Here is a 25,676-nt window from a genome sequence, read left to right as displayed (position 1 = left end):
CTCACGGAAAGGTTCCTCGCCAGGACCTCCGTCGTGAGGAATCGCCGGGAGCTGCCGCCGGCAGAGAGACGATGCCAGGATATCCGGCCGGGGATGGCGCGCTTGATGAAGCGCGATCCGCAGGCCCCGGGGGCGCAGCGCAGAGGCCGTGAGCACGGCAGAGCCCGCCAGTCCAAACGGGGACGAGAGCAAAAAAGCCTTGCCAACCCGCGATGACCGCGCCGATGATGCGCGTGAATCAGGAGGAGCGCGCCGCTCCCCACGTGGAACAGCGCGAAGCGCCGTGCACGGCGTGAACGGAGCGGAGCTTCCCGAGGGGTCGCTCGTCGGAGGCGCCGTGGGGCGGCCCGCCGGCTGGCGAGATGGGCGCCGCTCCACGGAAACCGCGTGGCGCAGGCGCGGCGGCGGCCGCGAGAGAAGCGCGCACCCCGCCGGCACCCGATGCACCCGGGCCGCAGCGCTGATGTCTGTAGGCCTCTATCGCCCCGCCGCGGAGCCGCTGTGACGCGCGAAGTCGCCGGAACGAGCCGGCGCCGCGCGCGGAGAGGCGTGCACAACGCTTGCAAGGGCGGCGCTGCGAAGCCCGGGTTGCAGGAGGAGCCGCCCAGTTGAGGCCGATCCGAATTCGGCCGGCCGCCCATCGAAAAGTCCACCGATGGCGTCCGGCGGAGAATATAAGACGGCCCGGGATTCCACGCCGCTCCCCCCACATCGAGGACGCGGTGTTTTCCCCAACGTGCCTGCGCGCCGGTGCAGCCGACGGCCGCTCGCCCAATGCACTTCAAAGGTGATCCTGCGCATGAGAGCCCATTTCCCCCCTCGATGGTTCTGCGGCGCCGCCGTGCTAGCGGCGGCGGCGTGGGCCGCGCCAGCGTCCGCCCAGGAGGCGGGACCGGCGCGCGGCCTGGCGCTCAACCGCTTCAACCCCGCGCCCGCCGGCGACCGGATGTTCAGCGTGCCGTCGCCGTACGCGGCCTCGCCGCACCAGGACGGCAGCCCGACGCTCCACCTCGCGCTGCTCGGCGACTACGCCCACAACCCGCTCGTGCTCACGCGCGTGGGCACCGACGACCACCTCGGCGCCATCGTGGGCCACCAGCTGTTCCTGCACCTCAACGCGTCGCTCTCGCTCTGGGACCGGCTGCACATCAACGTCGACGCCCCGCTCGCCGTGCTGCAGGAGGGCGATAGCCCGGCAGCCGAGGGCCTCTCGTTCGCCTCGCCGAGCGGCGCCCAGCTCGGCGACCTCCGGGTCGGGCTGCGCCTGCGCCTGGTCGGCGAATACTTCGACCCGTTCCAGCTCGCCGTGGGCGGCTTCGTCTGGCTGCCGACCGGCGGCGGCGAAGGCTCGTTCGTGGGCGAGGACTCGGTGCGCGGCATGCCCCAGCTCATCGCCGGCGGCCGGATCCCGGGCTTCGTCTGGTCGGCCGCGGCCGGCGTCGACCTGCGCCCCGCGCAGACGTTCGCGCAGGTGCGGCAAGGCCTGATGTTCAACGGCGGCGCGGGCGTCGGCCTGCTGCTGCTGCCCGAGGAGCAGCTCCAGATCGGGCCCGAGGTGACCGTGTCGACCGTGCTGGAGGAGCCGGAGGCGCGCAACACGAACGTCGAGGCCCTGCTCGGCGTGCGCTACCGCTTCGCGCCGACGCTGCGCGACTTCGAGCTCGGCGTCGCCGCCGGCCCCGGCTTCACGTCGGGCATCGGCACCCCGGACTTCCGCGCCATCGCGATGCTCGCGTACTCGCCCGAGGTCCGGCGCGAGGACCCCGACCGCGACAAGGACGGCATCCTCAACGCGCAGGACGCCTGCCCGGACGTGCCCGGCGTCCGCGACGACGATCCCAAGAAGAACGGCTGCCCGCCCTCGGATCGCGACGAGGACGGCTTCCTCGACCGCGTCGACGCGTGCCCGGACACGGCCGGCATCGCGAACGACGACCCGAAGAAGCACGGCTGCCCGCCGCCAGGGGACCGCGACAAGGACGGCATCACCGACGACGTCGACGCGTGCCCGGACGAGGCCGGCCCGAGCAACGAGGACCCGAAGAAGCACGGCTGCCCGCCGCCGCCGGACAAGGACGGCGACGGTGTGATCGACGCGGAGGACGCCTGCCCCGAGATCCCCGGTATCCGCACCTCGGATCCGGCGACGAACGGCTGCCCCGGCGATCGCGACGGCGACACGGTGCGCGACGATCAGGACGCGTGCCCCGACGAGAAGGGCAAGCCCAACTCGGATCCGGCGAAGAACGGCTGCCCCGTCGCGGTGCGCGTGACCGAGCAGGAGATCGTCATCCTCCAGCAGGTGCAGTTCGACACCGGCAAGGCGACCATCAAGAAGGCGAGCGACGAGCTCCTCGAGGAGGTCGCGGGTGTGCTGAAGGAGCACCCGGAGATCACCAGGATCGAGGTGCAAGGGCACACTGATCCGCGCGGCGGACGCGCGTACAATATCAAGCTCAGCCAGGCGAGGGCGGAGTCGGTCACGAAGGCGCTGGTCCAGCGCGGCGTCGAGGCCGATCGGCTCGCGTCGAAGGGCTACGGGCCCGACGTCCCGATCGCGGACAACGACACCGACGAGGGACGCCAGACGAACCGCCGCGTGCAGTTCAAGATCCTCGAAAAGAAGCCGAAGCAGCAGCAGGAGGCGCCGTGAAGAGACGTTACGCGATAGGTGGTCTAGTCGGGCTCGCCTGGGTAGGCGGGCAGGGCGGCACCGCGCACGCCGCGCCCGAGCTGCGCGTGCAGGTCGACCAGCGGGGCGACTTCGCCCTGATCGGGAACACGCTGGGCAACGAGTGCGGCAGGGACGACATCGACCCGCCCCTGGTGGGTGATGTCGGCCCCTGCGGGAACAACACGGGCGACAGCGCGCCCGATACCTACTGGCGCGCCGACTCGCCCGCGGAGGGGGACGCGGAGGCGAGCACCAGCATCACCGCCGCCCAGGCGCGCAGCACCGCGGTGCTCCAGCTGCCGGCCGGCGCGGCGGTCACCCACGCGTACCTGTACTGGGGCGCGCACCTCGGGACCACCGGGGACGCGGATACGGCCGTCACCCTGGAGCGGCCCGGCGCGAGCGGCTTCGCCGAGGAGGTGACCGCCATCGACAGCGTCGAGACGATCAGCTCGGGCCGAGTCTACTACCAGTCGGTCGCGGACATCACCGCCCTCGTGCAGGCGCGAGGGCCCGGCGCGTACCGGGTGAGCGGCGTCGACAGCGCGAGCTTCACGAACAACAACTTCGACAACCACTTCGCCGGGTGGTGGCTGGTCGTGTTCTACGAGCTCGCCTCCGAGCCGCCGCGCAACCTCGCGCTCTTCGACGGCTTCGACACGGTGGCCAGCGGGTCGGCCCGGGAGGCCACCCTGGACGGGTTCCTGGTGCCGAACGCGGGCTACGACGCGAAGATCGGGATGGTCGCGTTCGAGGGGGACGTGGCCCACGAGGGAGACCAGTTCTTCTTCAACGGGACCGCCCTCGGCAACGACCTGAACCCGGCCAACAACTTCTTCAACGGCACGCGCTCGTACTTCAACGCGCCGGTGTCGAACGTCGGGGACCTGCCGCAGCTCGCCGGGACCGCGGGGAGCATGGCCGGCATGGATATCGACGTCTTCGATATCACCCCCAGCGTGACCCCAGGGCTGACCTCGGCGCCCATCCGGGCGTCGAGCACCATGGACCTCTACTTCCTCGCCGGCTTCATCACGTCGATCTCGACCTTCAAGCCGGACTTCACGTCCTCCACGAAGACGGTCACCGACGTGAACGGCGGGCGGCTGCGCCCGGGCGACGTGCTCCAGTACACGGTCGAGGTCGTCAACAGCGGCAACGACGCGTCGGTCGGCACCGTGCTCACCGATCCGCTGCCCGCGGGCGTGACGTACGTGCCGGGATCGCTCTCGGTCACGGCCGGCGCCAACACGGGCGCGAAGACGGACGCGGCCGGCGACGACCAGGGCGAGTTCGACGCCTCGACGCGCACGATCCGGGTGCGGCTCGGCGCCGGCGCGAACGGGACGGCGGGGGGCACGCTCGCCGCCGGCGCGGCGACGGCGATCACCTTCCAGGTGAGGGTCGACGCCGGCGTCTCGGGCCTCATCGCCAACCAGGCGATCGTCAACGCCGCCGGGCAGCAGGGCTCGCCGGCCGAGGACACGCCGACCGACGGCAACGGCCCAGAGGGCGGCGTGCCGCCGACCGAGGTGTCCGTCGACGAGTGCGAGACGAACGCGGACTGCGCCGCGCCGGCGCCGTACTGCGACACGACGGCGCCGCCCTTTACGTGCGTCGAGTGCCTCACCGACGCCCACTGCGGGCCGCTCGCGCCGACGTGCGATCCCGCGGGCAACGCCTGCGTGTGCGAGCCCTCGGGGGCCGAGGTCTGCGGCGACGCGATCGACAACGACTGCGACGGCGTGATCAACAACGGTTGCGACTCGGACGAGGACGGGATCGACGATCCCACCGAGATCGCCGCCGGCACCGACCCGAACGACGCCGACAGCGACGACGACGGCGTGCCCGATGGGCAGGAGCCGAGCTTCGATGAGGACACCGACGGCGACGGCCTCATCAACGCGCTCGACCCCGACAGCGACAACGACGGGCTCTACGACGGCACCGAGCTCGGCCTGCCCTGCGACAACCCGGCCACCAACGCCGCCGCGGGCCACTGCCGCGCCGACGGGGACGAGGGGGCGACAAAGACCGATCCGCTCGACGCCGACAGCGACGACGGCGGCGTGCCCGACGGGCACGAGGACTTCGACCTCGACGGCGTCGTCGACGAGGGCGAGACCGATCCGAACGACGGCGCGGACGACGTGCCGCCGGTGGACACCGACGGCGACGGGCTGAGCGACGACCTCGAGGAGACGATCGGGAGCGATCCGCTCGACGCCGACAGCGACGACGACGGCGTGCTCGACGGCCAGGAGCCGAACCCCGCCGACGACACCGACGGCGATGGGCTCATCAACGTGCTCGACGTGGACAGCGACAACGACGGGCTGTTCGACGGCACCGAGCTCGGCCTGCCCTGCGACAACGCCGCCACCGACGTCACCGCGGGCCACTGCCGCGCCGACGCGGACGGAGGGGCGACGAAGACCTCGCCGATCGACGCCGACACCGACGACGGCGGCGTGCCCGACGGCGTGGAGGACTTCAACCTCGACGGCGCCATCGATGAGGGCGAGACCGATCCGAACAACGGCGCGGACGACGTGCCGCCGACGGACACCGACGGCGACGGGCTGAGCGACGACCTCGAGGAGACGATCGGCACCGATCCGAACGACGCCGACAGCGACGACGACGGCGTGCTCGACGGCGAGGAGCCGAACTTCAGCGACGATCACGACGGCGACGGGCTCATCAACGCGCTCGACCCGGACAGCGACGGCGACGGGCTGTTCGACGGCACCGAGCTCGGGCGCGACTGCGCCAACGCGGCGACCGACGCGGCGGCGGAGACCTGCATCCCGGATGCAGATCCCACGACGACCACGCACCCGCTCGACGCAGACACCGACGACGGCGGCGTGCCCGACGGCGCGGAGGACGCGAACCACAACGGCGCCATCGACGAGGGCGAGACCGATCCGAACAACGGCGACGACGACGCGGTGGGGGAGGATCGCGACGGCGACGGGCTGCCCGACGCGGTCGAGGAGATGATCGGGACCGATCCGGACGACGCCGACAGCGACGACGACGGCGTGCTCGACGGCCAGGAGCCGAACCCCGGCGAGGACACCGACGGCGACGGGCTCATCAACGCGCTCGACGTGGACAGCGACAACGACGGGCTGTTCGACGGCACCGAGCTCGGCCTGCCCTGCGACAACCCGGCCACCAACGCCGCCGCGGGCCACTGCCGCGCCGACGCGGACGAGGGGGCGACAAAGACCAACCCGCTCGACGCGGACACCGACGACGGCGGCGTGCCCGACGGCCAGGAGGACTTCAACCTCAACGGCGCCATCGACGAGGGCGAGACCGATCCGAACGACGGCGCGGACGACGTGCCGCCGACGGACACCGACGGCGACGGGCTGAGCGACGACCTCGAGGAGCACCTCGGCACCGATCCGAACGACGCCGACAGCGACGACGACGGCGTGCTCGACGGCGAGGAGCCGAACTTCAGCGACGATCACGACGGCGACGGGCTCATCAACGCGCTCGACCCGGACAGCGACGGCGACGGGCTGTTCGACGGCACCGAGCTCGGGCGCGACTGCGCCAACGCGGCGACCGACGCGGCGGCGGAGACCTGCATCCCGGATGCGGATCCCACGACGACCACGAACCCGCTCGACGCGGACACCGACGACGGCGGCGTGCCCGACGGCGTGGAGGACGCGAACCACAACGGCGCCGTCGACGAGGGCGAGACCGATCCCAACGACGGCTCCGACGATCAGCCCCAGACCTGCCGGGAGGACATCAACTGCGGCGGGCCGACGAGCGGGATGATCTGCGAGAACCACGCCTGCGTGGAGGGCTGCCGCGGCGCCGACGGGAACAGCTGCCCGTCAGGCGAGGCGTGCAGCTCGATCGACAGCTCGCCGGGCACCTGCGGGCCCGCGGCGAACGACCCGAGCGGCATCTTCGCCGAGGGCAACGGCCTCTGCGCCGCGCGGCCCGGCCCCGCGGGCAACCTCCGCGCGGCCGCGCTCCTGCCCATGCTCGCCGCCCTCGCCGGCCTCGCCCTGCGCCGGCGCCGCCGCGCGGGCCGCTAGCGGAAACGAGAGAGCCCACGGCCGCGCCTCCCCCCGCCTCGCGGGGGGAGGCCCCCTCCAGCGACCGTGGGCCTCCTCAGGACGCCGTGGGCCTCCTCAGGACGCCGTGGGCCTCCTCAGGACGCGGTGGGCCTCCTCAGGAGGCACCGAGAGACCCCACCCGCTCCCACCTACGTTCGCCCTCGACGCTGCCGCAGCGCAGGGCTCCCATGTAAGTTTATTGCCCGCCTGTAGCGTTCCTCCGTAGCGTACCGCACCGAGGAGGACGACCATGGAAATGTTGCTCGCCAGCGAGCGCCGCGTCACGCGCCGCGCCGCGATCGTGGAGTGCCAGGCCGTGCGCGAGCGGGGCTTCCGGCTGCTCGGGACCCGGGCGATCGACCTGTCCATCGACGGCATGCTCGTGCTGACGGGCGCCCGGGCGCTCACGGGTGAGCCGGTGATCGTCTCGTTCCGGATCCCGGGCACGGACCTCTGGGTCGACGCGACGGCGACGATCGCGCGCACCCTGCACGGCCGGCGCGAGGGCGACCCGGGCCGCGCCGTGGGCCTGCGCTTCGATCCGCTCGACCGCGCGTCGAGCCGGCGCCTCCGGGCGGCGCTCGAGCGCTTCCCGCCGACCTACCCGTACCGCGCGCAGCGCGTCGACTACGCGGCGACGGCCGCGATGATCTCGCTCAGCTGATCGCTCCTCTGCGCCGTCGCTGCTCCGGCCGAGGCGCAGGTGCTGCCCGCAGCGCGCGACCGCGAGGAGCGTGGAACCGGACGCCGAAGGGAGGTAGCTCTCAGGGGCCGCCGGGGAAGCCCGCCGCGCGCGCATCGAAAGGAGCTCGAGCGATGATCAAGGTCTCTGGCCCGAACGCCGACCAGATCCAGTACTGGAACGAGGTCGCCGGGCCGAAGTGGGTGGCCCTCCACGACGTCATCTCGGCGCAGATCCGGCCGCTGGGCGCCCTCGCCATGGATCGCGCCGGGCTCGCCGCGGGCGAGCGCGTCCTCGACGTCGGCTGCGGTATCGGCGAGACCACGCTCGAGCTCGGCCGCCGCGTCGGCCCCGGCGGCGCCGTCGTCGGCGTCGACGTGTCCGCGCCGATGCTGGACAGGGCGCGCGCGGCGGCGCTCTCGGCGGGCGCCGCGAACGTGGCCTTCGAGGACGCGGACGCGCAGACCGCGGCGCTGCCCGGGCCATTCGATGTCCTCTACTCGCGCTTCGGGGTCATGTTCTTCGCCGACCCCGCGGCGGCCTTCGCGAACCTCCGGAAGGCGCTGCGGCCCGGCGCGCGGCTCGCGTTCGTCTGCTGGCGCTCGCTCCAGGAGAACCCCTGGCTCTTCGTGCCGACCCTGGCCGTGGCCAGGCACCTCCCCCTGCCGCAGCCCGATCCGCACGCGCCCGGCCCGTTCGCGTTCGCCGACGCAGCGCGCATCGGAGCGATCCTCTCGCGCGCGGGGTTCGTCCGGGTGCATCACGAGCCCATCGACCGGGAGCTCTCGGTGGCAGGCGGGAGATCGCTCGACGAGACCGTGGATTTCCTCCTGCAGATGGGTCCGGCGTCCGCCGCGCTGCGCCAGGCGAACGCCGCGCCGGAGCTCGTCGATCGCGTGCGGGCCGATCTGCGCGAGGCCATCGCGCCCCATGCGGGCCCCGAGGGCGTGCGCATGGGAGGCGCCGTGTGGGTCGTGACGGCGGCCGTGGACTGACGGAGAGGCGCGGCGGGCCCGCTACCGGAGCAGGTCGATCCCTCCCGGGGGCCGCGGCGCGACCGCGAGCTCCGACCGCTCGAGGTGGGCGAGGACGGCGAGGACGGCCGCCTCGTCCCACGCGTCGCCGACGATCTGCAGGCCGATGGGCAGGCGCTCGGCGTCGCTCCCGACGGGCGCGGTGCCGGCAGGGAGGCCGGTGAGGTTGGCGAGGAAGGCGAAGCGGCACAGCCCGTCGAGGGCCGCGGGATCCAGGAACGCGCGCTCCTCCTCCGCCTGGAGGTAGCGGGGCGCGGTGATCGCGGTCGTCGGGAGCGCGAGCACGTCGACGCCGGCGAGGGCCCTCGCCACGTCGCGCCGCATCCCCGCGCGCAGGCGCGCGGCGTCGCGCTGCTCGCGCGCGGTGACGCCCGAGAGCACGCTGAAGGTGACGCGCAGGTCCTCGCTGATGAGGTCGCGCTGCTCCCGGAAGGCGCGCTCGTGGGCCGCGAGCGACTCGGGGCCGATGACGAGGTAGCCGATCTGCGCCGCGTACCGCGCGATGGGGATCTGCACGTCCACGAGGACGGCCCCCTCGCGCTCCAGCTCGCGCAGCGCCCCCCGGCACACGCTCGCGACCGGGATGCTGGCGTCGCGCCACTCGGCCTCGTCCACGCCGATGCGCAGGCCGCGCACGCCGGCGCCGAGGAGCGCGCCGAAGCCGCCGGGGGGCGGCGGGGGCGCCCACGCGGTGAGGTCGTCGTCCGGGTCGGGCTCGCTCGCGACGGTGTCGAGGAAGAGGGCGAGATCGGCGGCGCTGCAGGCGATCGGGCCGGCGTGGGCGACCGAGCCCTTGAAGCCGTCGCCGGCGCGGCTCACCCGGCCGAAGGTCGGCTTGATGCCGAAGACGCCGTTCAGCGCGGCGGGCGTGCGGATCGAGCCGCCGCCGTCGCCGCCCGCCGCGAGCGGCGCGAGGCCGAGCGCGACGCCCACGGCGGAGCCGGTGGAGGAGCCGCCGGCCGCGCGCCCGCTGTGGTGCGGGTTGTGGGGCATGCGCTGGTGGACGCTGTTGCCGATCGGCGACATCCCCCACTCGGTCAGCACCGTCTTGCAGAGGAACACGGCGCCCGCCTGCCGGAGCCGGGCGACCACCGCGGCGTCGCGCGGCGCGGGGGAGAGCGGGCCGCAGCGCGAGCCGAGCGTGGTGGGGAGGCCCTCGACGTCGAACTCGTCCTTCACCAGGAAGGGCACGCCGTCGAGCGGGCCCCGCGCCCTTCCCGCGGCGTGGCGCGCGGTCGCGGCGTCGGCGTCCCGGAGGGTCGCCTCGCGCGCGGCGGCCACGGCGATGTTCATGCACGGGCGCTGCGCGGCGAGCGCGTCGATCTCGGACAGGGCGCGCTCGGCGACGCGGCGCGGGGTCGTGGCGCCCCGGCGGTACGCCGCGGCATAGGCGAGCGAGGTCCTGGGCCAGTCGCGGAGCGGGAGCGCGCCGAGCCCGGCGTCGTCCCAGCTCCGCGGCGCCGCGGCCTGGATCGGCCGGGCCTGCGCGGGGACCTCGTCGCGCCAGGCGTCCGGGAGCGACGAGAGCCGATCGATGCCCATGGTGCGCTTCAGCACGTTCCGGAGCGCGACGGACGATCCGGGCGCCTCGGCGGCGAGGCGCGCTGCGGTGAGCGCGCGGCCCGTGAGTCGGGGGACCTTCATGGCGGCGCAGCTTACTCGACGGGGCCCGTCGCGCGACGGGCCGCGTTCGCGGAGCGCGTCGAGATCGCGCCGCGGCGACGCTGCTTGCGGCGGCGGGGGGCGGCGACGGAGGAGGGCAAGCCCTTCGGACAGGTGCTGGTCGAGTGGGTCAAGGAGGAGAAGTGAGCCGGGAGGGGGCGAAGCTTCGGGTACTGGGAGCTTCTGTGGATGTTCCTCAGGATGCCCGTGAGGTTGCGCCGGCGGCTCCTTTCCTGCGGAACAGACGAGCCGAGCGATCCCGGATGGCGGCTGTGGCTCGCCTCGGAGGGAGAGCGGTCGATCCATCCAGCTTACGTGCGACGAATGTCGCTCGTAGCTCTGACAGCCACACTGACCAGCATCGGACCGCTACCCAGTACGCTTACAGCCATTGGGACACCTATGCCGTCGCCGCTGGTCGGCTCAGCAGAAGTGGCCAGCATGGTTGCCGGCGCAACCATTGGCACAATCGCGGGCCTGCCCTCGGGCATCGCGATGAGCATCACATGTGCTTCCATGTTCATAGCCGGTCACCCGACCAATCATCTCATCGAAAATTCAGCTTTGCAGACACCATATTCAGTGGCATAGCCCCTGGCGCTGTCGCTGGCGATAAGGAACATCGCCCCGGTCCTTGCCCGCGACCGGGTATGCGCCCCCGAGCACCGGGTCTGGCACGGCGCTCTGTCGACAATGCCCTCCTCAGGCCTCCGGCTCGGCCGCAGCCTCGTAGAGCTCGCGGACGTCGAGCCGGGCGCCGATCGACGCGAGGTGCGCGACGTCGCCCTCGCGCGCAGTGGCAGACGTGAAGCCGCCGTCAACGCCGCGCGTCCACACCTCCACGCTGCGCTCCCGGTGCGATACGAGGACGTACTGGCGCAATGAAGCGAGGCTCTTGTAATGCTCGAACTTGTCGCCTCTGTCGTACTCCTCGGTGCTGCGGCTCAGCACCTCGACGATGAGCGTGGGGTTCGTCACGGCTTGCTCGTCCAGGGCGTCGCGCTCGCTCGACCCACACACGACCGTGACGTCGGGGTAGGTGGCGAGGCCAGTCGAGGGCACGCGCACGCGAAGGTCGGCGTCGTAAGCACGGCATCGACCTCTGCGAAGCTCGGCGAAGAGGAGGCCGATGACCGCCGCAGCGAGCGCGGCATGCTCGGGCGTGCCTCCCGCCATGGCGTAGATCTGGCCGTCGAGGTACTCGTGCTTGACGTTGCTGGACGCCTCGAGGGCCAGGTAATCGGCGTACGTGTAGTGGATGCGATGGGCCGGGGCGACCATGGCCACGCAGTATGGCACAGCGAGCGGCGTTCGCCGCGGGTAGCAGGCGCTCGAGCGCGGCCCTCCCAGGGCAACCCACCGCCGGTGCGACCCGATCGCCGCTTCGCCTTCGGCGTCTCCTCCTCGGCTCGTCCACCGGTGCCAGGCTGGATCGAGAAAGGGCGGCAACCACGGCACTGCGCGCTGCCCCAGCTACCTCGGTCGCCCAGCAAAACGAGCTTCCGCTGGCCGCCCCCCATCCTGCTGTGTCCACGCGCGCTCGCCGCCGCCCGCTCCCTGGCACGGCACCCGCATACCCGGCCGCCGTCGACCGTGACGGGGGGACCACGCGGAGGAGACCCATGAGCCAGAGACCATCCGATCAAGCCATTCAGGTGAAGCCGCTCGCAGGGCACACCGGCGCCGAGATCCACGGCGCCGACATCTCCAGGCCGCTGCCCGACGCGTCCGTGGCGGCCATCCGCGCGGCGCTGCTGAAGTGGAAGGTCGTCTTTTTCCGGAACCAGACGCTCGGCCACGCCGAGCAGATCGCCTTTGCGGCACGCTTCGGCGACGTGACCTACGCCCACCCGCATGAGGACGAGCCGTTCGACGAGCACCCGGAGATCCTCGCCATCGACAGCCGCCGCTACGATCGGCGCTACGGCAAGCGCTTCAGCTACGAGAACCGCTGGCACACCGACGTCACCGCGGCCGTGAACCCGCCGGCGGCGTCGATCCTGCGGGCGCACATCCTGCCGCCCTACGACGGCGACACCACCTGGACCAACCTCGTGGCGGCCTACGAGGGGCTGTCCGGGCCGCTGCGCGCGCTCGTCGACGGCCTGCGCGCCGAGCACCGCTTCGGGCTGCGGTTCGCCCCGCAGGACCAGGACAGCCCGTACCTGCGCAAGGTGCGCGAGAACCCGCTGATCTCGATCCACCCCGTGGTGCGCGTCCACCCCGAGACCGGCGAGCGCGCGCTGTTCGTCAGCCCCGGGTTCACGAGCCACATCGTGGGCCTGTCCGCGCGCGAGAGCAGCGCGGTCCTCGACCTGCTCTTCGAGCAGATCAGCCGCCCGGCCTACACGGTGCGGTTCCGGTGGGAGCCGGGCAGCGTCGCGTTCTGGGACAACCGGGCCACCCGCGCACCTCGGCCCGCAGGATCTCGGGTACCTCGACGTCGAGCGCGTGCTCTACCGCGTGACGCTGACCGGGGACATCCCGGTCGGGGTCGACGGCGTCCGCTCCGAGATCGTGGCCGGGGAGCCGTTCGGCAAGCGGCCTCCCAGCAAGCTGAAGGCCGCCCGGAAAGACAAGGCGCCTGAGGCGGAGGCGCAGGCGTGACCGCCGCGAGCGCAGGCGCCGAGCGGACGTGGTTTCAGGGTCCTCACGGGCAGCGCGTGTGGCGTCCAGTACATAATTTCAGGTAATGCACTGCGATCGGGTCGCCTCAACCTGGGTCGGGTCGCCTCAACCTGGGTCGGCCACCTCGGCCACCTCAACCCGGGTCGGCCACCTACACTCGGGTCGGCCACCTCAACCCGGGTCGGCCACCTCAACCCGGGTCGGCCACCTCAACCCGGGTCGGCCACCTGCAAGCCCTCCAGGCGGCCTCCGAGGCCAGCGGCGCGCCCGGTGCCGCGCGCTCCGAGATCCGGGGCTACCCCGACGTACCGCACGCCTTCTGCGCCGACTACCGGCCGAGCTACCGTCCTAAGGCCGCCCCTGACGCCTGGGGGCGCCAGCTCGACTGGCTGACCCGGGGCAGGCCAGCCGCGACCGCGCCGCCGCGGCCGCTGCTGTGCCCCGGCAGCATCCTGCGCCTCCGCTGCTACTCCACACGCACCCGCGCCCCCTTTCGCCCTTCCGCGCCCGTGCCGCCGATCGGATACCCTGACGCCGTGCGCGCGAGGATCAGAGACACCGTGCTCGACTTCGACGTCGAGGTCATGAGCCTCGTCCCCGACGGCCCGCGGATGCGCGACAAGCCGGTGCTGTTGGTCGTGCACGGCGGGCCGGGCGCCGATCACTCCTCGCACAAGGGTAGGATGACGCCGCTCGCCGACCGGGCGCAGCTCGCCTATGACGCTTCGAGCGCAGCAGCCACTCGGTGCGCGCCGACGAGCCGCGGGCGCTGCTCGACGCCATCGCCGGCTTCCTGGTCTACCGGCGGTAGCGCAGGCGGCGGCGCGCACGGGCGTCTCGCGCGCCCCGTCAAACGAACGTCACCCCGTCGCCCACGCGCAATGTGCCGGACTTCGTTTCGTGGATATAGTTCTGACCGAAGTTCAAGTCGCTGGGCTTCTGCGGATCGCGCCGGTACGTGGCGAGCGTGCGGAGCGGCTCCAGGCCGCGCTCCGCGGTGCGCTGATCGGTCGTGGTGACGACGCAGCGGGCGCATGGGCCGCTGGCGCGGAGCACGAGGTCGCCGATGCGGATGCGGCTCCACCGGTCCTCATCGAAGGCAGCGCAGCCGCTCACGACGAGGCTGGGCCGGAAGCGGTCCATCGGCAACGCCGCGGCGCCCCTGCCTTCGAGGCGAGCGTTCAGATCGGCGAGGGTGGCCTCGGAGATCACGAGCAACGGGAACTCGTCGGCGAACGACACGACATCTTCCTGGCGCGCCACCGGAGCCTTGAAGACGGGCCGCCGGAACGCCTCGCCGGCGCGGACGAGCCGCGCCGGGTGCTCCAGGAAGTCGCTGAGCCACGCGGCGGCTTCATCGCCGCAGTCCTCGGCCAGGAGGCCGGTGCTGCTCCAGACCTCGACGGTGAGCAGGCGCGCGCCCTGCGCCGACGGCGCCGCGCGCGGCACGGAGATCGGCGGGCGGCCGGCGGCGCCGAGCGTGAGCGTGCTCTCGGAGAGCTGGGTCTCGATGAGCGCCATGCGCGGCAGCGGGCGCTGCGTGAGGGGTTTGCCCTCGAGGTCGACGACCATGAACCGCCGGTCGCCGGCGAGGCCGAGCTCGTCGACGGCCGCCGTGTCGAGCGCGAGGCCCCGACAGCCTTTGACGGGATAGACGTGGATGGCGGCGAGTCGCATTCGTGGCCTTATAACACTTCTCTGGTCCGCCGAGGGCTCCGGCGCCGCGCGCCCCCGCGCCCGCGGGTGACGCTCTCCTCGGTGGCAGCATCGCTCAGCCTGTGCAACACGGTGTGTCGCCGGGGGCGCCGCAGGTCTCCGTGTCGTCGATGCGAGGGCCGCCCCCAGGCCTCGGTCTCGCCGAGGACGACCGCCACCTGCGCGGTGTGCTCCGTCGAGCCGTCGTCGTCGAGCGTCTCCGCCGCGAGGATCACGCGAGTCCCCTCCGCGAGCACGGCGTCCGGGCCCCTATCCCGCCGCTCCCCTCGCGCTCACGCCACGCCGTCTCCCTCCGAGATCCCGAGCACCTGCCGCAGGTCCATCCCCACGATGATCTCGGCGTTCTGCCGCACCCAGTCGACCAGCACGGGGCCCAGGGCGCGCGCGATCTCTTCCTTCACGAGTCCTTCGACGACGCTCGGCCCGAGGCGCTGCGGGTCGAGCGCGACGCCGCCGCCCGCGGCCAGCGCGCCGAACAGGCGCACGAGCGACTCGACGCCCGCGGCCTGGCCGGCGGCGCCGAGCGGCTCGACCCGCTCGACGGCGATCTCCCCGCCGCGCTTCACGACGAAGCGGCGGAGATCGGCCTGGTCGACCCCGTGCTTGCGGAGCACCGCCGACGAGCAGTCGACCTCGATGCGCTGCACGCGCGGCGCCGTCTCGATCTCCTGCCGGGTCCCCTCGACGTCGACGCTGGCCGCGATGGTCGCGCCGGCCGGGATGCGGAACCCGTCCGAGCCCACCGCGCCCGCGAGCTCCTCGCGCAGCGTCAGCCGCGCGGACACGCGGGCGCCGCGCACGGCGGGGCCGCCGCTGTCGGACTCGAGGTTCAGGAGCAACTGGCGCACCGTCACGACGAGATCGGGGTCGCTCGTCGGATCGTACGGGGGAATGGCCATGGGCGTCGAGGTGACGAGCGCGCGCATGAAGGCGCGGGCCTCGTCCTCGGCCGAGCCCTTCCCGACCCGGACGAGCCCTCCCGTGTAGAAGACGTTGGGCGTCATGGCGCCTGAGCGCAAATCGTACTCGACCTGCTGCAACCCCATGTCGCCGAGCGGCGGCGGCAGGTCGATGACGAGGTAAGGCTCGAAGGCGACGCGCAGGAGCGTCGGCGCGAGCGTCACGCGCAGCGCCGTGGCGCTCGACGTGCCGAGCGTGGCCACCCCGGTGCGCTTCAGGACGGTGCGCGCGGGAAGCTCGAACGCCATCGAGACCGCCTCGAGATCGAGCCACGGGGGCAGGAAGCGCCAGGCCATTCAGGGAGGGTACACCCATCTCGCCCGTCGACGGGCGGCCTATTGACCTGCCGCCCGGGGCACGCCCATCATACCTCCCATGAACCCAGAGGAATTCCTCGACGATCTCGACCAGAGGGTCGGAGAGCGCCTTGCCCGCATCGGGGCCGCGGCCGGCGCGGCGGAGCCAGGGAGCGGGCTCGGCGTCCCGGAGCTGCTCGCGACCGCGCTCAAGAAGGAGCTCGAGGCGACCGAGGAGGCTGCGCTCTGGCTCACCACCGAGACCGACATCGAGGTGAAGCTCGCCCTCGCCCGCCAGTGCGGCGACGAGGCGAGGCACTACCGGCTCATCGCCGAGCGCCTCCGCGCGCTCGGCGTCGATCCGGCGGCGATGCCGGCCAGGTTCGGGCCGCCCACGCCGATGTTCGTGTACCTGAAGGGGCTCGGCTCCACGGTCGAGCGCGTCGCAGCGGGCCAGTTCACGCGGGAGGCGCTGGCCAAGGTGCATAACCAGGCCTTCATCGAGTACTGCGAGGCGCGGGGAGACGCCGAGACGGCGCGCCTCTACCGCGACGTCATCCAGCCCGACGAGGGCCACCACCACGAGCTGGGGCGGCGGCTCCTCGCGCGCCTCGCGAACACCGAGGAGGCCCAGGCGCTCGCGCGCGCCGCCGCGATGCGCACGCTCGAGATCGCCGAGGAGCTCCAGGAGATCGCGCGCATCAAGATGGGTATCTGCCGCGCGCCGGGGTGCTAGCCAGCTCGCGACGCGGAGGACGCCGCGTCCACGGCTCGGCATGAACGAGCGACCCGGGCGGGAGCGGCCGTTCGGACCGCGATCGCGTGCGTCTCCAGGCGACGAGCCGCTCGCGCGGCGCGTTCGGGACACCGGCGTCCCGGCGCGTCGGTCGCTGTTCTGAGGCCCATATGCGGGATGGCCCGACGTGCGAAGGCCGCTCGATCCATTCAACCTCTGGATACCAAGGTTGCCTCTTTGTCGCGAGATACCCCCGCGGCGGAGAGCGGCCCAGTTGACCGAGGGGGATTGTCATGAGCAGGTTTCCGGGGGACAGATCATTCCGGGAGGTGGCCCGGTTCACCCAGGATTGTGGTTCGATCTGCACCCATGCAAGCCAGTATTGCCTCGAGATGGGCGGCGCTCACGCCGACGCCACGCACGTGCGGCTGCTCCAGGACTGCGCCGACATCTGCGAGGCGGCCTCGAAGCTCCTCCTGCGCAGCTCGCCGCAGCGCGCCCAGATCACGAGCGCGTGCGCGAGCCTCTGTGACCTGTGCGCGGCGAGCTGCGACAAGCTCGCCGGCGACCCCCAGATGAAGGCGTGCGCGGACGAGTGCCGCCGCTGCGCCACCGCTTGCCGGCAGATCTGAAGCGGCGGAGCGGCGGAGCCCACCGACCTTGCGCGTCGGGCCTTCCGGCTCGAGCCCTCACGGCCGCGCGTTCCGGCAGCGGAGCGCGACGCTGGCTATCGGCCTCGCCATGATACCCTCGCGCGCATGCGCTATCGAAGGAGGATGGGAGCGGCCGGGGTCGCTCTCCTGTGCGCCGGGTGCGGCGCGGGCGCGCCGGAGGCCGGGGTGCGCGCGGCGCGCGACCTGGGCCGGCTGGCCTTCGAGCCGGTGATCCGCGGTCGGGACGGCGGGTACAGCGCGCGGTGGGGCGACCGCTCTGTGTGGGTGTTCGGCGATACGACCCTGGAGGCGCCGGGGTCGGACGGCTCGAACTGGAGATCGAGCACCTTCTGCTCGACCGACGATCTGGACGCGTCGAACGGGCTCTCGTCGCTCGCCGAGCCGCTCGACGCGGCCGGCGCGCCGGGGGAGCTCCTGCCGTTCACCGACGAGGAGCTCGCGTTCAACCTCGCGCACTTCGGTCCTCAGGCGGAACGGACGTGCAAGGAGGACTGCGGGGCGCGCTATGCGCTGTGGCCTGGTCCGATCGTCGCCGATGAGGCGACCGGCCGCGCGCTCGTCTTCTACAGCAAGCTGATGGCGCGGCCTGGCGCGTTCAACTTCGACGCGTTGGGCTCGTCCATCGCGATCTGGGAGCGCCTCGACGGGCCGCTCGAACGCCCGGAGGTGCGCCCGGACGCCACGGATCCCACGCTGCTCTTCGGCGCGGACGAGCCTCCGTTGACGGCGGCGGCGCTCGTGCGCAACGGGACGCTCTATGCCTATGCTTGCGCGTGCTCGGGGCTCACGTGCCCGTGCCTCGTCGCGCGCGCCCCGCTCGCGGAAGCGACCGAGCGCGGGGCGTGGCGGTTCTTCTCGGACGGCAGCTGGGTGGAGGGCCATGGCGAGGCGGAGCCGATCATGGCGGGAGCGCCGATGATGTCGGTGCACTGGAACGAGCACGCCAGACGGTACATCGCGCTATACAGCAAGCCGGTATCGTCCGAGATCTCCCTGCGGACGGCCCCCGCACCGGAGGGCCCGTGGTCCGACAGCGCGGTGGTGTTCACCGCCGAGTCCCCGCCGAACCCGGAGGCATGGCCGTATGCCGGCCTCGGGCACGCGGAGCTCGCGCGGGAAGGAGGGCGCGTGGAGTACGTGACGTACTTCCGGGAGACGGGATTTCTGGAGGGAGAGATCCGGCTCGTCGAGCTGGAGCTCGAATGAGGCCCCTGAGGACCCGACCCGTGAGGACCTGACCCGGGTTGACCGGACCTGACCCGGGTTGACCGGACCTGAGGACCCGACCCGCGCGACCCGACCCAGGTTGAGCGCGACCCGACCCAGGTTGAGCTGTCGGGAGAACCCACCTGGGTGGATCTATCAATTGGGCCCGGCCACCGGCACGCACGATCCTGTTCGATCAAGCCGAGCCTACAAAAACCAGCCTCCGGCGCCGCGTCGTGAGCGTTCGGCTTGGCATGCCTTCGTACGTCGCCATGCACTCCACACCATGCGCGCGTTTAGCGGCCCGCTCCGCCATCTTCCGACGGACGTGCCCCACGACGACGCGTCGCCCCCGTCGCCCTCCCCGCCCGCCTCGCCGTGCCACACCCGACGCAGTGACTACACCGTGAAGACGACGTCGGTCACGCTGGCGCCGTGAAACGTGCGCATCCACCACGTCCCCGACGGGAATACAGCGCCGCGTACCCCGCCGCGCCACCGTTCGAGCGCCGCGCGGTACGATGCGCGAAACGCACGCACGGCGGCGGCAGCGATTCGCCATGCATCCCCCTGCTCGCGCCCGACCGCAAACGTCGGATTGCGACCGCGCAGCGCCTCGAAGCTCGTGGCGCGCTCGTAAGGGGAGACGTTCCTGGCGCGCTCAGCGCCAAGGACGCGCATCCCTTGCCGCTCCACCTCCGCACGGGCCTGCGCTTCGTGTCGCTCGAGCTCCGCAGCGACCTCGCATCGAAAGCCGTCGCCGCCGTCCTGCTCGATGGCGGGGGGCAGCGCGAGCGTGAGCGTTACTTCCTCGGGCCACTGGGGGTTTTTCGGATCGAGATATGCCGAGGGCCGCAGCGCGCGCAGCACGCCGCAGCCGAGCTCGTCCACATCCACCTTGGCGCCCGGCCACTCACGCGCATGTCGGACCAGGCCAGCAGCCACCGGGTTCGCGAGGACGTAGGCAATCTTCTCCACCACCGCCGCGCGCGTCAGCAGCCGCACCACGCTCGTGGCCTCGTGGTCCCACACTGGCCCTTCCCACGTGCGGAGCACCTTCGTTCCGAGCGCGACGATGCGATGGAAGAATTGCAAGAAGCGCGGCAAGACGCCCATCGTATCGGTCACGACGAGGTGCAGGTGCGTTGACATCGCGCAGAGCGCATGGACCTCGATGCCGAAGCGACGCGTCGAGACGGCGAGGGAGTAAAGCAGGAGCTGGGTGATGGCTGCATCCGGGCGGAAGAGCAGATGCCTGCGCAGGACGCGACGGGTGATGAGGTAGGTAGCGCCTGCAGCAATTTCGCGGGGCTGGCTCATGGCCGGCGTACAATGACAAAGGCCGTGCCGGGGGTTGCGACGAATGATTTCAAGGCTTTACATTGCCCCGTGGGTGGCGCCGCCAGGTGGTCCGCCACCTGGGAGTTCTCTGGGCTCGCCCAACCTGCGGTTGCTCCTCCAACCTGGGCTACCTCCTCCCCAACCTCGGTCGGGTCACGCCTCCCTCCTCCCCAACCTGGGTCGGGTCACGCAACCTGGGTCGGGTCGCGCCTAACCTCAACCTGGGTCGGGTCGCCGACCTGGGTCGGGTCGCCCGCCCGCATGCCCATGCGCCCGCTCTAGCTGCGCCCGGCGGAGGTCCGGCCCCCTGGCCGGACCTCCGCGCCGCTCCACCCCCGCCCCGCCCGCGCAGGCGTCCGGTCGTCCCGGCCGCCCCGGAGCGGCTCCCCCCGGGACCCCTTCCCGCCGCCTCTACGCGCCCACAAATCCACGATTTTACATGCATTTCTGCGAAGGCTCGCCCCGGTCGCATTTGACAGGGCGAAACGCTTGCACTACGAGCCGACATGGCATTCATCTACGATGAGCCGAGCAGGACGTTTGGCGAGTACCTGCTCGTCCCGAATCTGACGACGAAGGACTGCGTCCCTGCGAACGTCGACCTCACGGCCCCCGTCGTCCGGTTCAAGGCCGATCGGGGCGCGAGCCCGCCGGACCCGACGCGCGCGCCGCTCACGATCAACGTCCCGATCACCAGCGCGTTGATGCAGTCGGTCTCGGGCGCCGATCTCGCGATCGCGCTCGCGCGCTGCGGCGGCCTGTCGTTCGTGTACGGCTCGCAGGGCATCGAGGAGGAGGCCGCCATGGTGCGGCGCGTGAAGAACTACAAGGCCGGGTTCGTCGTGAGCGACTCGAACCTGCGCCCCGACGCGACGCTGGGCGACGTGCTCGCGCTGACCGATCGCACGGGCCACTCCACGATCGCGATCACCGAGGACGGCACCCCCACGGGCAAGTTCGTCGGCATCATCACGAGCCGCGATTACCGGCTCGGCAAGACGCCGCTCAGCACGCCCGTGCGCGAGATCATGACGCCGTTCAAGTCGATCCACTGCGGCAAGGTCGGCGTCGATCTCCAGGAGGCCAACGAGCTCATCTGGCATCACAAGCTCAACACCCTGCCCGTCATCGACGAGCGACAGCACCTGCAATACCTGGTGTTTCGCAAGGACTACGAGTCGCACCAGGCGCACCCGATCGAGAACGTCGACCACGAGAAGCGGCTGATCGTCGGCGCCGGCATCAACTCGCGCGACTACAAGGACCGCGTGCCCGCGCTCGTCGAGGCGGGCGCCGACGTGCTCTGCATCGACTCGTCGGATGGCTACTCGGAGTGGCAGCGCGACACCATCGCCTTCGTGAAGTCGCACAGCAAGCCTGCCTATATCGGCGCCGGCAACGTCGTCGATCGCGAGGGCTTCCTCTACCTGGTCGAGGCGGGCGCCGACTTCGTCAAGGTCGGCATCGGCGGCGGCTCGATCTGCATCACCCGCGAGCAGAAGGGGATCGGCCGGGGCCAGGCGTCGGCCGTGATCGAGGTGGCCAAGGCGCGCGACGAGTACTTCCAGCGGACCGGCATCTACGTGCCGATCTGCTCCGACGGCGGCATCAGCCAGGACTACCACATCACGATCGCGCTCGCGATGGGCGCCGACTTCGTGATGATGGGCCGCTACTTCGCGCGCTTCGACGAGGCGCCCGGGCGCAAGGTCCGCGTGAACAACCAGTTCATGAAGGAGTACTGGGGCGAGGGGAGCAACCGCGCGCGCAACTGGCAGCGCTACGACCACGGCGACGCCAGCAAGAAGAAGGACCAGCTCGAGTTCGAGGAGGGGGTCGACAGCTACGTTCCGTATGCCGGCAAGCTGAAGGACACCCTCGACGTCACGCTCGCCAAGGTGCGCTCGACGATGTGCAACTGCGGCGCCATCTCGCTGCGTGACCTGTACATGCGCGCGCGCCTGACCGTCGCCTCCGCGGTCAGCATCCACGAGGGCGGCGTCCACGACGTGACGCTGAAGGACACGCGCAGCAGCCCGCGCGAGGCCTGAGCCCCCGGAGGCCCCGGCCGCGCCGGCCTCTCCTGCCCCCGCTGCTCGCCCTCGATCCGCCTCGGCGTCCCCTCCGGCGACGCGCGGCGCGCGTCCGTCGAGCGCTGCGCCTGCTACGCCCGGAGCAGCGCCCGCGTCCGCTGCTCCGCGCGGCGCCCCTCGGTCGCCAGCCGGTCGATGAAGCGCTCGATGACCGGATTGCGACGGAAGTTTTCACGCGTCATCAGCTCGACGGGCAGCGGCTCCACCTCGGCGACCTCCACGTCCAGCCGTGAGCGTGCAACCTCGGTCAGCGCGAGCGCCGGCGCGAGGCCGATGCCGAGCCCTCCCGACACGTACGACACGAGGAGCGACACGCTCGACACGTCGATCGTCGAGATCGGCCGGATCCGCTCGCGATCCAGGTACGCGTCGAGCATCCGCCGCCCCACGCTGCCCGGCGCCAGCCGGAGCAGCGGCTCGTGCCGGAGGCGCTCGCGCAGCGCCGGCGCCTTGCCCTTGAGCCGCGGCCCCACCCAGAGGAACGGCTGCACGAACAGCGGCTGCTTCACGAGGTCGCCGCCCGCCGAGGACGCCGACGCGAGCCCCAGGTCCACCTCCCCGCGCTCGACCCACCGCGCCGCGTCGATCGAGTTCGCCGTCGTGATCGCGAACCGCACCGGCGCGCGCTTGTCGAGCATCTGCCGGATGACCGGCACGAGCAGCCCCTTGCCGAGGTAGTCGCTCGCCGCGAGGCGCAGCGTCGTCGACGGCTCCCCCGCCAGCTCCGAGAGCAGCTCGAACACCCCCTCCGCCTGGTCGAACAGCCGCGTGATCGCGCCGAGCGCCGCCTCGCCCGCCGGGCTCAGCCGCACCCCGCGCCCGTCGCGCTCGAACATCGCCACCCCGAAATGCTCCTCCACCCGGCGCACCTGCTGGCTCACCGCCGACGGTGTCTTGTGCAGCCGCCGCGCCGCCTCGGCGACCGAGCCCGACCGGGCCACCAGCAGCACATCCTCGAGCGCGGGGAGGAGCGACGCATCCATGTAGCGTTACTTAACCCATCGTGAAAAAAGTTTCATTCGACTTAATTCTCCCCTGCACGCATAGTCCTCCCGCCTGCCCGACGCCGGATCGCCGGCTCGGGGCGCGGCGGCCGTCTCCGGAGAGGCAGCCGCCGCGCCCCGGCGCCTGCGCTCGGGCCGGCCCGCTTCGCACGCCGTTCCCTTCAGCCGCGTTCAGCCGCATCGCGAGAGGCCATCATGGGTAAGAGTCTCTATGACAAGGTTTGGGACCTCCACAAAGTCCGCACGTTGCCGAACGGCGAGGACCAGCTCTTCATCGGCCTTCACCTGATCCACGAGGTGACGAGCCCGCAGGCGTTCGGGATGCTCCGCGACCTGGGCCTGCGCGTGCGCATGCCCGAGCGGACGTTCGCGACCCTCGATCACATCGTCCCCACCGACAACCGCAAGCGGCCGTTCAAGGACTCGCTGGCCGAGGGGATGGTCGACGCCCTCAGGAAGGCGTGCACCGAGCAGGGGATCACCTTCTTCGATCTCGAGTCAGGGCGGCAGGGCATCGTGCACATCATCGGACCCGAGCTCGGCCTCACCCAGCCTGGCATGACGATCGCGTGCGGCGACTCGCACACCTCGACGCACGGCGCGTTCGGCGCGATCGCGTTCGGGATCGGGACGACGCAGGTGCGCGACGTCCTCGCCACGCAGACGCTGAGCCTCCAGCGGCTCAAGGTCCGGCGGATCCAGGTCGAGGGCAAGCTCGGCCCGGGGGTCTACGCCAAGGACATCATCCTCGAGATCATCCGCCGGCTGGGCGTGTCCGGCGGCACGGGCTACGCGTACGAGTACGGCGGCTCGACCATCGAGGGGTTCTCGATGGAGGAGCGAATGACCCTGTGCAACATGTCGATCGAAGGCGGCGCCCGGGTCGGGTACGTCAACCCGGATCAGACGACGTTCGATTACATCAAGGGCCGTCCGTACGCTCCGAAGGGGGAGGCGTGGGAGGAGGCGCTCGGGTACTGGCGCTCGATCGCGTCGGACGAGGACGCGCGTTACGACGATGTCGTCCGGATCGACGCGAGCGCGATCGCGCCGACGGTCACGTGGGGCATCACGCCGGGCCAGGCGATCTCGGTGAAGGAGAAGGTCCCGGCGGCCGAGGACGCGGCGAACGAGTCCGAGCGGGCGCTGATCCGCGAGGCGCTCGAGTACATGCGCCTCGAGGGCGGCAAGCCGATCGAGGGGACGAAGATCAACGTCGCGTTCATCGGCAGCTGCACGAACGGCCGCCTCTCGGATTTCCGGGAGGTCGCGCGGCGCATCGTGGGGCACAAGGTCGCGGCGCACGTGCGCGCGCTGGCGGTCCCCGGGTCGATGGAGGTGGCGCGCGCGGCCGAGGCGGAGGGGCTGGATCGCGTCTTCCGCGAGGCTGGCTTCGAGTGGCGCGAGCCGGGCTGCTCGATGTGTCTGGCGATGAACCCCGACAAGCTCATCGGCGAGGAGCTGTGCGCGTCCTCGTCGAACCGCAACTTCAAGGGCCGGCAGGGGAGCCCCACGGGCCGCACCGTGCTCATGAGCCCGGTGATGGTGGCCGCCGCCGCGGTTCGCGGCGAGATCGCCGATGCTCGTGACGTGTTCGGAATCTGACGACGCTCGCACCCGAGGGAGATCTCCATGGCACTCGACTTGATCCAATCCGTCACCGGCCGCGCCGTTCACGTTCCTGGGGACGACATCGACACGGACCGCATCATCCCGGCGCGCTTCCTCAAGTGCGTCACCTTCGACGGCATCGGCGAGCACCTCTTCCGGGACGTGCGCTTCGACGAGCGCGGCGAGAAGCGGGAGCACCCGCTGAACGACCCGCGCTTCGCGGGCGCCGCGATCCTGATCGCCGACCGCAACTTCGGCTGCGGGTCGTCGCGCGAGCACGCGCCGCAGTCGATCGCCAAGGCCGGCTTCAAGGCGGTCATCGCCGAGAGCTTCGCCGAGATCTTCTTCGGCAACTCGACGACGCTCGGCATCCCCTGCGTCTCGGTGGGTCCCGAGCACCGCGCCGCGCTCGTGGCCCGCGTGAGCGCCGACCCCACGACGCTCGTCACGATCGACCTGCAGGAGCAGGTCGTCCGGGCGGGGAGCGATCTCGCGGTGCCGTTCACCATCAAGCCGGGGGCGCGCGAGTCGCTGCTCCGGGGCACGTGGGACCCGATCGCCCAGCTGCTCGAGGGGGCGGACGAGGTCCAGAAGCTGGCGGCGCGGCTGCCGTACGTGCAGCGCGCCGCGGCGCAGTAGCCCCGCGGCTCGATCGGCGCCGGGCACCGGGGCACCTCAACCTGGGTCGGGCACCTCCGGGCACCTCAACCTGGGTCGGGTCGCCGGCGGGCACCTCAACCTGGGTCGGGTCGCCGGGGGGCACCTCAAACCTGGGTCGGGCACCTCAAACCTGGGTCGGGCACCTCAACCTGGGTCGGGTCGCCGGCATGGCCGGGCACCTCAACCTGGGGCACCTCAACCTGGGTCGGGCACCTGGGCACCTCAACCTGGGCTGGGTCGGGTCGCCCCGGGTCGCCGGGTCGCCCGGACCTCAACCTGGGTTGGGTCGCCCGCCCATGGCCCGGCGGCACAGTTGGCGCAATCTGGCACTTGATCGGCTCCTTCCGTCGCACTGTGGCCCGGCCACGCTCTGCGGCGTCGCACAGGGGAGCCCTCCTCCCTCGAAACCCCATCGAAAAGCCCGCCAAAACGCCTACGCCCGGCGGCGGAGGCACCGTCGAGCGGGCGGACGAGCATGGCACGTCCAGTGCTTTAGCTCCACGCGAGCTCTCCGAGTGGCGCAGCGAAGCCGCGGAGCAGCAGCGCTCCGCATGCCGCGGCGCAGAGCCATCGTTCCTTGATCGCGTGTCTGTCACCGGCAC

At 71.8% G+C, this 25,676-nt stretch carries 16 protein-coding genes and 2 pseudogenes; 12 read left to right on the top strand and 6 right to left on the bottom strand.

Annotation, left to right across the window (positions count from 1 at the left end):
• Positions 1-799: 799 nt before the first annotated feature.
• From WMF28_RS00570 to WMF28_RS00555, 4 genes are all read left to right on the top strand, one after another.
• Positions 800-2,653, top strand: a complete 1,854-nt coding sequence (locus tag WMF28_RS00570; protein ID WP_437600033.1) for an OmpA family protein — start codon at positions 800-802, stop codon at positions 2,651-2,653.
• On the top strand, positions 2,650-6,750 hold the full coding sequence (locus WMF28_RS00565; protein WP_437600032.1) for a DUF3344 domain-containing protein: 4,101 nt from the start codon (positions 2,650-2,652) through the stop codon (positions 6,748-6,750). Before WMF28_RS00570 ends, WMF28_RS00565 begins: the two co-directional genes overlap by 4 nt.
• 271 nt (positions 6,751-7,021) lie before the next feature.
• A complete protein-coding gene (locus WMF28_RS00560) occupies positions 7,022-7,435 on the top strand; it encodes a PilZ domain-containing protein (protein WP_437600031.1) in 414 nt (137 codons plus the stop codon).
• Between the two features lie 152 nt (positions 7,436-7,587).
• A complete protein-coding gene (locus WMF28_RS00555) occupies positions 7,588-8,448 on the top strand; it encodes a class I SAM-dependent methyltransferase (RefSeq protein WP_437600030.1) in 861 nt (286 codons plus the stop codon).
• Between the two features lie 21 nt (positions 8,449-8,469).
• On the opposite strand, the gene WMF28_RS00550 is transcribed toward WMF28_RS00555, so the two are convergent.
• Positions 8,470-10,131 (bottom strand): amidase, encoded by a 1,662-nt coding sequence (locus WMF28_RS00550; RefSeq protein ID WP_437600029.1) that lies wholly within the window; start codon positions 10,129-10,131, stop codon positions 8,470-8,472.
• A 720-nt stretch (positions 10,132-10,851) separates the two neighbouring features.
• Positions 10,852-11,430 (bottom strand): Uma2 family endonuclease, encoded by a 579-nt coding sequence (locus tag WMF28_RS00545; RefSeq protein ID WP_437600028.1) that lies wholly within the window; start codon positions 11,428-11,430, stop codon positions 10,852-10,854.
• 341 nt (positions 11,431-11,771) lie between these two features.
• Between WMF28_RS00545 and WMF28_RS00540 the strand changes: the two are divergent.
• Together WMF28_RS00540 and WMF28_RS00535 are read left to right on the top strand one after the other, a co-directional pair.
• Positions 11,772-12,756 (top strand): annotated as a pseudogene (locus tag WMF28_RS00540) (TauD/TfdA dioxygenase family protein).
• A gap of 95 nt (positions 12,757-12,851) precedes the next feature.
• A pseudogene (locus tag WMF28_RS00535) lies at positions 12,852-13,160 on the top strand (dienelactone hydrolase family protein); the annotation flags it as partial.
• Positions 13,161-13,626: 466 nt separating this feature from the next.
• On the opposite strand, the gene WMF28_RS00530 reads toward WMF28_RS00535, so the two are convergent.
• Positions 13,627-14,454 carry an MOSC domain-containing protein gene (locus WMF28_RS00530; protein WP_437600027.1) on the bottom strand — a complete coding sequence of 276 codons (828 nt, stop codon included), beginning with the start codon at positions 14,452-14,454 and terminating at the stop codon, positions 13,627-13,629.
• A 311-nt stretch (positions 14,455-14,765) separates the two neighbouring features.
• Complete coding sequence (locus WMF28_RS00525; RefSeq protein WP_437600026.1) at positions 14,766-15,749, bottom strand: hypothetical protein; 984 nt, start codon at positions 15,747-15,749, stop codon at positions 14,766-14,768.
• A 79-nt stretch (positions 15,750-15,828) separates the two neighbouring features.
• Between WMF28_RS00525 and WMF28_RS00520 the strand changes: the two genes are divergently transcribed.
• The 3 genes from WMF28_RS00520 (at position 15,829) to WMF28_RS00510 (ending at position 18,365) form a co-directional block, all read left to right on the top strand.
• Positions 15,829-16,485 carry a ferritin-like domain-containing protein gene (locus WMF28_RS00520; protein ID WP_437600025.1) on the top strand — a complete coding sequence of 219 codons (657 nt, stop codon included), beginning with the start codon at positions 15,829-15,831 and terminating at the stop codon, positions 16,483-16,485.
• 293 nt (positions 16,486-16,778) lie between these two features.
• Complete coding sequence (locus tag WMF28_RS00515; protein WP_437485296.1) at positions 16,779-17,117, top strand: four-helix bundle copper-binding protein; 339 nt, start codon at positions 16,779-16,781, stop codon at positions 17,115-17,117.
• Positions 17,118-17,243: 126 nt separating this feature from the next.
• Entirely contained in the window at positions 17,244-18,365 is a 1,122-nt protein-coding gene (locus tag WMF28_RS00510) for a DUF4185 domain-containing protein (protein WP_437600024.1), read from the top strand.
• 399 nt (positions 18,366-18,764) lie between these two features.
• On the opposite strand, the gene WMF28_RS00505 is transcribed toward WMF28_RS00510, so the two are convergent.
• Entirely contained in the window at positions 18,765-19,685 is a 921-nt protein-coding gene (locus tag WMF28_RS00505; protein ID WP_437600023.1) for a transposase, read from the bottom strand.
• Positions 19,686-20,212: 527 nt separating this feature from the next.
• On the opposite strand from WMF28_RS00505, the gene WMF28_RS00500 reads away from it, so the two are divergent.
• Positions 20,213-21,757 carry an IMP dehydrogenase gene (locus tag WMF28_RS00500; RefSeq protein WP_437600022.1) on the top strand — a complete coding sequence of 515 codons (1,545 nt, stop codon included), beginning with the start codon at positions 20,213-20,215 and terminating at the stop codon, positions 21,755-21,757.
• A 113-nt stretch (positions 21,758-21,870) separates the two neighbouring features.
• Here the strand turns inward: WMF28_RS00500 and WMF28_RS00495 are convergent, their stop codons facing one another.
• Positions 21,871-22,782, bottom strand: coding sequence for a LysR family transcriptional regulator (locus WMF28_RS00495; protein WP_437600021.1), 912 nt, complete (start codon positions 22,780-22,782; stop codon positions 21,871-21,873).
• 216 nt (positions 22,783-22,998) lie between these two features.
• On the opposite strand from WMF28_RS00495, the gene leuC reads away from it, so the two are divergent.
• Positions 22,999-24,408 (top strand): 3-isopropylmalate dehydratase large subunit, encoded by a 1,410-nt coding sequence (gene leuC, locus WMF28_RS00490; RefSeq protein ID WP_437600020.1) that lies wholly within the window; start codon positions 22,999-23,001, stop codon positions 24,406-24,408.
• Between the two features lie 27 nt (positions 24,409-24,435).
• Positions 24,436-25,053, top strand: coding sequence for a 3-isopropylmalate dehydratase small subunit (leuD, locus tag WMF28_RS00485; protein ID WP_437600019.1), 618 nt, complete (start codon positions 24,436-24,438; stop codon positions 25,051-25,053).
• Positions 25,054-25,676: the final 623 nt, after the last annotated feature.

The sequence above is a fragment of the Sorangium sp. So ce590 genome, assembly GCF_051521365.1.
Taxonomy (GTDB): Bacteria; Myxococcota_A; Polyangia; order Polyangiales; family Polyangiaceae; genus Sorangium.
Note: the sequence above shows the minus strand (reverse complement) of the source record. Positions and strands in the feature narration are given on the sequence as shown.

Coding starts and splice junctions, on each gene's coding strand:
- WMF28_RS00495 (WP_437600021.1), bottom strand. CDS start 22,782: ATGGATGCGTCGCTCCTCCCCGCGCTCGAGGATGTGCTGCTGGTGGCC.
- leuC (WP_437600020.1), top strand. CDS start 22,999: ATGGGTAAGAGTCTCTATGACAAGGTTTGGGACCTCCACAAAGTCCGC.
- WMF28_RS00550 (WP_437600029.1), bottom strand. CDS start 10,131: ATGAAGGTCCCCCGACTCACGGGCCGCGCGCTCACCGCAGCGCGCCTC.
- WMF28_RS00505 (WP_437600023.1), bottom strand. CDS start 19,685: ATGAGCCAGCCCCGCGAAATTGCTGCAGGCGCTACCTACCTCATCACC.
- WMF28_RS00545 (WP_437600028.1), bottom strand. CDS start 11,430: ATGGTCGCCCCGGCCCATCGCATCCACTACACGTACGCCGATTACCTG.
- leuD (WP_437600019.1), top strand. CDS start 24,436: ATGGCACTCGACTTGATCCAATCCGTCACCGGCCGCGCCGTTCACGTT.
- WMF28_RS00520 (WP_437600025.1), top strand. CDS start 15,829: ATGAACCCAGAGGAATTCCTCGACGATCTCGACCAGAGGGTCGGAGAG.
- WMF28_RS00510 (WP_437600024.1), top strand. CDS start 17,244: ATGCGCTATCGAAGGAGGATGGGAGCGGCCGGGGTCGCTCTCCTGTGC.
- WMF28_RS00570 (WP_437600033.1), top strand. CDS start 800: ATGAGAGCCCATTTCCCCCCTCGATGGTTCTGCGGCGCCGCCGTGCTA.
- WMF28_RS00560 (WP_437600031.1), top strand. CDS start 7,022: ATGGAAATGTTGCTCGCCAGCGAGCGCCGCGTCACGCGCCGCGCCGCG.
- WMF28_RS00530 (WP_437600027.1), bottom strand. CDS start 14,454: ATGCGACTCGCCGCCATCCACGTCTATCCCGTCAAAGGCTGTCGGGGC.
- WMF28_RS00500 (WP_437600022.1), top strand. CDS start 20,213: ATGGCATTCATCTACGATGAGCCGAGCAGGACGTTTGGCGAGTACCTG.
- WMF28_RS00555 (WP_437600030.1), top strand. CDS start 7,588: ATGATCAAGGTCTCTGGCCCGAACGCCGACCAGATCCAGTACTGGAAC.
- WMF28_RS00525 (WP_437600026.1), bottom strand. CDS start 15,749: ATGGCCTGGCGCTTCCTGCCCCCGTGGCTCGATCTCGAGGCGGTCTCG.
- WMF28_RS00515 (WP_437485296.1), top strand. CDS start 16,779: ATGAGCAGGTTTCCGGGGGACAGATCATTCCGGGAGGTGGCCCGGTTC.